The organism is Agromyces humi (genome assembly GCF_009720255.1).
GTDB classification, from domain to species: domain Bacteria; phylum Actinomycetota; class Actinomycetes; order Actinomycetales; family Microbacteriaceae; genus Agromyces; species Agromyces humi.
Genome location: NZ_WJSP02000250.1, coordinates 1 through 5,482 on the forward strand (window position 1 = coordinate 1; position 5,482 = coordinate 5,482).

The window sequence follows — 5,482 nt, forward strand, 5'->3', positions numbered from 1 at the left end:
CGCTCCCGAGCGATTCCTCGCCGCGGTCGTCGCCCTCAGGCGGGAACGCGAGCTCGCGGCGCTCCGGCTCGCCGACGCGCGGCTCGCCGCCCTCGCCCCGACGCTGACGGCGACCCGGGTCGGGTTCCCCGAGCGGTGACGCGGCACGCGCGGTGACCTCGCGGAAGCCGCGGGCTCGCGGCATCCGCTCGGTGATCAGTACCGGTAGTGATCGACCTTGTAGGGCCCCTCGACCGGCACGCCGATGTAGGCGGCCTGCTCGGGGGTGAGCTCGGTGAGCTCGACGCCGAGCGCGTCGAGGTGCAGGCGCGCGACCTTCTCGTCGAGGTGCTTCGGCAGCACGTACACGCCGACGGGGTACGCCTCGGGCCGCGTCCACAGCTCGATCTGGGCGAGGACCTGGTTCGTGAACGAGTTCGACATCACGAACGACGGATGCCCCGTGGCGTTGCCGAGGTTCATGAGACGGCCCTCGCTCAGCACGAGCACGCTGCGCCCCGTGGGCAGGCGCCACTCGTGCACCTGCGGCTTGATCTCGATGCGCTCGGCGCCCTCGAGCGATTCGAGTCCGGCCATGTCGATCTCGTTGTCGAAGTGGCCGACGTTCGCCACGACGGCGAGGTGCTTCAGGCCGAGGAGGTGGTCGAGACGCACGACGTCCTTGTTGCCGGTGCCCGTGACGAGGATGTCGATGTCGCCGATGACCGACTCGAGCCGCGAGACCTGGTAGCCGTCCATGGCGGCCTGCAGGGCGTTGATCGGGTCGATCTCGCTCACGATGACCCGTGCACCCTGGCCGCGGAGCGCCTCGGCGGCACCCTTGCCCACGTCGCCGTAGCCGGCGACGAACGCGACCTTGCCGCCCATGAGCACGTCGGTCGCGCGGTTGAGGCCGTCGGGCAGCGAGTGCCGGATGCCGTACTTGTTGTCGAACTTCGACTTCGTGACGGAGTCGTTGACGTTGATGGCGGGGAAGAGCAGCTCGCCCTTGGCGTGCAGCTCGTAGAGGCGGTGCACGCCGGTCGTCGTCTCCTCGGTGACCCCCTGCAGCTCGTCGGCGATCCGCGTCCAGCGGTCGGCGCTCACCTCGAGGTTGCGGCGCAACGTGTCGAGCACGACGCGGAACTCGTGACTCGCGTCGTCCGTCGCAGCCGGCACCTCGCCGGCCGCCTCGAACTCACGGCCCTGGTGCACGAGCAGCGTCGCGTCGCCCCCGTCGTCGAGGATCATGTTCGGGCCGATCCAGTCGGCGCCCGCCTGCGCGGCCTCGGCGGTCCAGTCGAAGATGCGGTCGGTGCACCACCAGTACTCCTCGAGCGTCTCGCCCTTCCAGGCGAAGACCGGCACGCCCTTGGGTGCGTCGACGGTGCCCTCGGGGCCGACCACGACGGCGGCGGCGGCCTCGTCCTGCGTGGAGAAGATGTTGCAGCTCGCCCAGCGCACCTGCGCGCCGAGGGCGACGAGGGTCTCGATGAGCACCGCCGTCTGCACGGTCATGTGCAGGCTGCCCGCGATGCGCGCGCCCGCGAGGGGCTTCGTGGCCCCGAACTCCTCGCGCAGGGCCATGAGCCCCGGCATCTCGTTCTCGGCGAGCCGCAGCTGGTGACGGCCGGCTTCGGCCAGCGAGAGGTCGGCGACCTTGAACGGGAGGGCAGTGGTGACAGGCGACGTCGTCATGCCCACCATTGTGTCAGGCGCGCGCGGGGCCCTCACCCACAGCGTTCGGAAGGATTGTGCGAGGTCGTCGAGGCGCTGACCTGCACGACCACGTCGTCCTGCACGGTGAAGATCACCCACCCGCCCTGATCGGAGGACGCGTACTGCAACGTCTCGCCGTGGGTGTCGGAGAGCTCGATGCCCGGGTAGGCCGACTGCACGTCGGCCAGAGAGGAGTCGAGCCCGATTCCCTCGGCCGTCCGCGGCGACGCCACCTGGGTCCCCTGTGCACCCCAGCTCGTGACGTGGACGGACGCGACCGGCGACCAGCCATCGACGGCGACCACGGTCATCGGCGCCACGCCGTCGCCCGCGAGGCTGTGCACGGCAGGGTTCGGGCAGTCCTCGTCCTGCTCCGTGTACGGGCCGACGACCGAGAACTCGCCGACGTCGCTCCCGATGGTCACCGGCCCGATGCCGGCCCCGCTGACGATCCAGGTCGACGGATCGTCGGCGTCCTGCTGCCCCGGCCCGGGCGAGGCCACGGCCGTCGGTGTCGGGGTCGCGCCCTGCGTCGCCCCGGCGGATGGCGGCGAGCTGGGCGCGGCATCCGCTCGGGGCACGCACCCGGTCAGCGCGACGATCGAGACGGCGACCAGTGCCAGCCGTGCCATGCGAAGGTTCACTCCACGTCCTCTCATCCGATCCGGAGGCGCGATACGGACGGCGACGACGGCGGGGCTCTGGTCCCCGCCGTCGTCCTGATCGTGTCGGCCTGAGCCGAGCACATGGCTCAGCCGCGGATGAGGGCCAGCACCTCGTCGCGGACCGCGGTCATGGTCGCCACGTCGCCACCCTCGACGTTGAGACGCAGCAGCGGCTCGGTGTTCGACGGTCGCACGTTGAACCACCAGAACGGCTCGCTCTCGGGGGTGATGCCGTCGACCGTGAGACCGTCGAGCTCGTCGAACTCGGCCCGGCCCGTGAACGCCTCGACGATGCGGGTGTAGGCGGCGGGCACGTCGTCGACGGTGGAGTTGATCTCGCCCGAGAGCGCGTACGGCATGTAGCGCGCACCGAGCTGCGAGAGCGGGGCGTCCTGCGATCCGAACTCGGCGAGCACGTGCATCGCTGCGAGCATGCCGTTGTCGGCGCCCCAGAAGTCGCGGAAGTAGTAGTGGGCGGAGTGCTCGCCGCCGAACACGGCGCCGGTCTCCTTCATGCGGTCCTTGATGAGCGAATGGCCGACGCGGGTGCGCACCGCCGTGGCACCGGCCTCCTCGATGGCCTCGGGCACGAACCGCGAAGTGATGAGGTTGTGCAGCACCGTGACGTCGTCTTCGCCGGCCGCTCGAACTCGCGCGATCTCCCGCAGGGCGACGATGGCGGCGATGGCCGAGGGCCCCACGGCTCCGCCCTGCTCGTCGACGACGAAGCAGCGGTCGGCGTCGCCGTCGAACGCGAGCCCGAGGTCTGCCCCGTGCTCGACGACCGCGCGCTGCAGGTCGACGAGGTTCGCGGGCTCGAGCGGGTTGGCCTCGTGGTTGGGGAACGTTCCGTCGAGCTCGAAGTAGAGCGGGACGATCTCGAGCGGCAGCGCCGGGAGTCCCGCGGCCTCGCCGAGGACGGCGGGCACCGTGAGTCCGCCCATGCCGTTGCCCGCGTCGACGACGACCTTCAGGGGGCGGATGCCGGTGAGGTCGACGAGCGAGCGGAGGTAGGCGGCGTAGTCGGCGAGCACGTCGACCTGCTCGATCGAGCCCTGCGTCGCGGCATCCGTGATGCCCTCGTCGAGGTAGTCGCCCGCCCGGTCGCGGATGGCGGCGAGCCCCGTGTCGAGCGAGATGCCCTGCGCTCCAGCGCGCGAGAACTTGATGCCGTTGTATGCGGCGGGGTTGTGGCTGGCGGTGAACATGGCGGCCGGCGCGTGCATCGAGCCCGACGCGAAGTAGGTCTCGTCGGTGGAGCACAGCCCGAGTGCGACGACGTCGGCGCCTCGACGGGTCGCGCCACGGGCGAACGCCGCAGCGAACGCCGGCGACGAGTCTCGCATGTCATGGCCGACGACGATGCGGCCGCCCGCCGCCCCGACCTCGTCGACGAACCCGGCACCCAGCGACTCGACGCTCTGTTCGGTGAGGCCCTCGCCCACGATGCCGCGGACATCGTAGGCCTTGACGATGGCGTCGAGGCGCGCTCGAGCGTCGGATGGTGCTGACGGGTTCATGCCTTGAAACCTACCTCACCGAGCGAGACGTGCCGCACGACCTGCCAGCCCACCGGGGCGGACGTGCGCTCGGCGTGCCGACGGCACAGGTCGTAGCCGTGGGGCTCGGGAGTGAAGGCCAGCGGCCCGAGCACCGCCATCGAGTCGGCGTAGTCGAAGGTCAGCGTCGCCACCGCCTCGGCGGCGCATGCGGTGCGCGAACAACGTCTCATGGCTCCACCAGAGTAGCGAGCAGCGTGGACATTACGATGGAGGTATGCCCCGTTCCCGTCGTGTCGCCACGCCTCGCTCCCCCAGGCGGCTCGCCCGGGATCGGCACGGCCGCGGCATGCGCTCAGCCGTGACCGGCCCGCACCTCGAGCCGATCCGCACGCGGCTCGACGAGTTCGACTTCACCATCGCCACGACCGCCGCGTATCTGCGGGGCCTCTGGCCCGAGCTCGAGGGCGTCGTCTTCGAGGTGGCACAGGGCCCGGCCGAGGCGATCCATGGCGACCACGTCGACCGGTGGAAGGTCGCGCACGACGAACGGCGCATCACCTTCTATCGGCTTCCGATCGTGCGGTTCCTGCGCCTGCAGGAGGGTGAGGACCGCGAGGAGAAGCTCCTCATCGAGAGCTGCGTGTTCCGCGCGGTCGCGGAACTGCTCGACAAGGATCCGTGGGAGCTCGCCCCTGGCCGGTACCGCCACCTCTGAGCGGTGCCCGGGCGGTCAGGGTCACTGCGGGTAGACCTCCAGTGGTGAGTCGAGCGGCCCGGGCGGCTGCACGCCGAACGACGCCAGCTCGTCGTCGCCGGAGAAGGCGACCGTGGCGTGCAGGCCGGAGCTGCCGTCGAGCACCGCAGCCGTCACCCCGTCGAGCGGGACGGATGCGGCGCCCGCACCGGGCACGGACACGGTGCGCTCGGCGCCGTCGAGGGTGACCGTCACGTCCACCGCCTCGCCGTCGGGATTCACCAGCCACAGCGTCGGCGACGGCCCGTCGGGCACCGCGACGACTGCGGTGTCGAGGAGCGGCGCCGTCGCGACGGTCCAGGCGAGATCGGAGGGCGCAGCGGAATCCGTCTGCCCCTGGGTGCCGCCGACGGTCGCCCTTGCGGCGGCGACGACCGGGGCGTCGGACTCCACTCGCACGGTGTACACGCCCTGGTCGAGCACGCCGAGCGGCACGTCGAGGACGCGCCCGGCCTCCATGGTGGCCTCGATCGTGGTGCCTCCTGAGCCCGACTCGGGCACGAGCGCGATCGAGACCTCGGCCGCCTCGCCGCCCGGTGCGTACAGCCGCACCGTCGGATGGTCGTCGCCGTCGGCATGATCCTCGGATGCCTCGAGCCCGCCCGTCTGCGGCACGACGAAGCCGGAGATCACCTGGCTGGTCGCGGGCGCGGCCGTCGGACCGGTGAGCTCGATGCCCGCCGGAGCCAGTCCGACCACGACGGAGTGCTCGAGGCTCGCGGCGATCGCCCCGCCGACGCTCGTGACGTGCACCACCGGCGACGCCACGTTGGGGGCGAGACCCGCGAGCGACAGCACGCGCTGGCTGCCGGGCGGCACGATCACGCCGAGGGCGGACGGCGCCTCGTCGAGGATCAGCACCG

Annotated in this window: 6 protein-coding genes; 1 reads left to right on the forward strand and 5 read right to left on the reverse strand. The window is 71.4% G+C overall.

Annotation, left to right across the window (positions count from 1 at the left end):
• Positions 1 to 195 precede the first annotated feature (195 nt).
• The 4 genes from ahcY to GH736_RS16220 all read right to left on the reverse strand — a co-directional run bounded on the left by ahcY (position 196) and on the right by GH736_RS16220 (position 4,095).
• Positions 196 to 1,677 (reverse strand): adenosylhomocysteinase, encoded by a 1,482-nt coding sequence (ahcY, locus tag GH736_RS16205; protein ID WP_159605174.1) that lies wholly within the window; start codon positions 1,675 to 1,677, stop codon positions 196 to 198.
• A gap of 32 nt (positions 1,678 to 1,709) precedes the next feature.
• A complete protein-coding gene (locus GH736_RS16210) occupies positions 1,710 to 2,330 on the reverse strand; it encodes a hypothetical protein (RefSeq protein ID WP_159605176.1) in 621 nt (206 codons plus the stop codon).
• A gap of 119 nt (positions 2,331 to 2,449) precedes the next feature.
• On the reverse strand, positions 2,450 to 3,883 hold the full coding sequence (locus tag GH736_RS16215) for a phosphomannomutase/phosphoglucomutase (RefSeq protein WP_159605178.1): 1,434 nt from the start codon (positions 3,881 to 3,883) through the stop codon (positions 2,450 to 2,452).
• A complete protein-coding gene (locus GH736_RS16220) occupies positions 3,880 to 4,095 on the reverse strand; it encodes a DUF3499 family protein (RefSeq protein ID WP_159605180.1) in 216 nt (71 codons plus the stop codon). The genes GH736_RS16215 and GH736_RS16220 overlap by 4 nt, the downstream gene beginning before the upstream one ends.
• A gap of 116 nt (positions 4,096 to 4,211) precedes the next feature.
• On the opposite strand from GH736_RS16220, the gene GH736_RS16225 reads away from it, so the two are divergent.
• The gene (locus GH736_RS16225) at positions 4,212 to 4,580 is read left to right on the forward strand and encodes a hypothetical protein (RefSeq protein ID WP_328596881.1); all 369 of its coding nucleotides are present in this window, start codon (positions 4,212 to 4,214) and stop codon (positions 4,578 to 4,580) included.
• Between the two features lie 21 nt (positions 4,581 to 4,601).
• On the opposite strand, the gene GH736_RS16230 is transcribed toward GH736_RS16225, so the two are convergent.
• On the reverse strand, positions 4,602 to 5,482 hold an 881-nt coding region (locus GH736_RS16230), incomplete at its 5' end, for a DUF5719 family protein (RefSeq protein ID WP_235934332.1).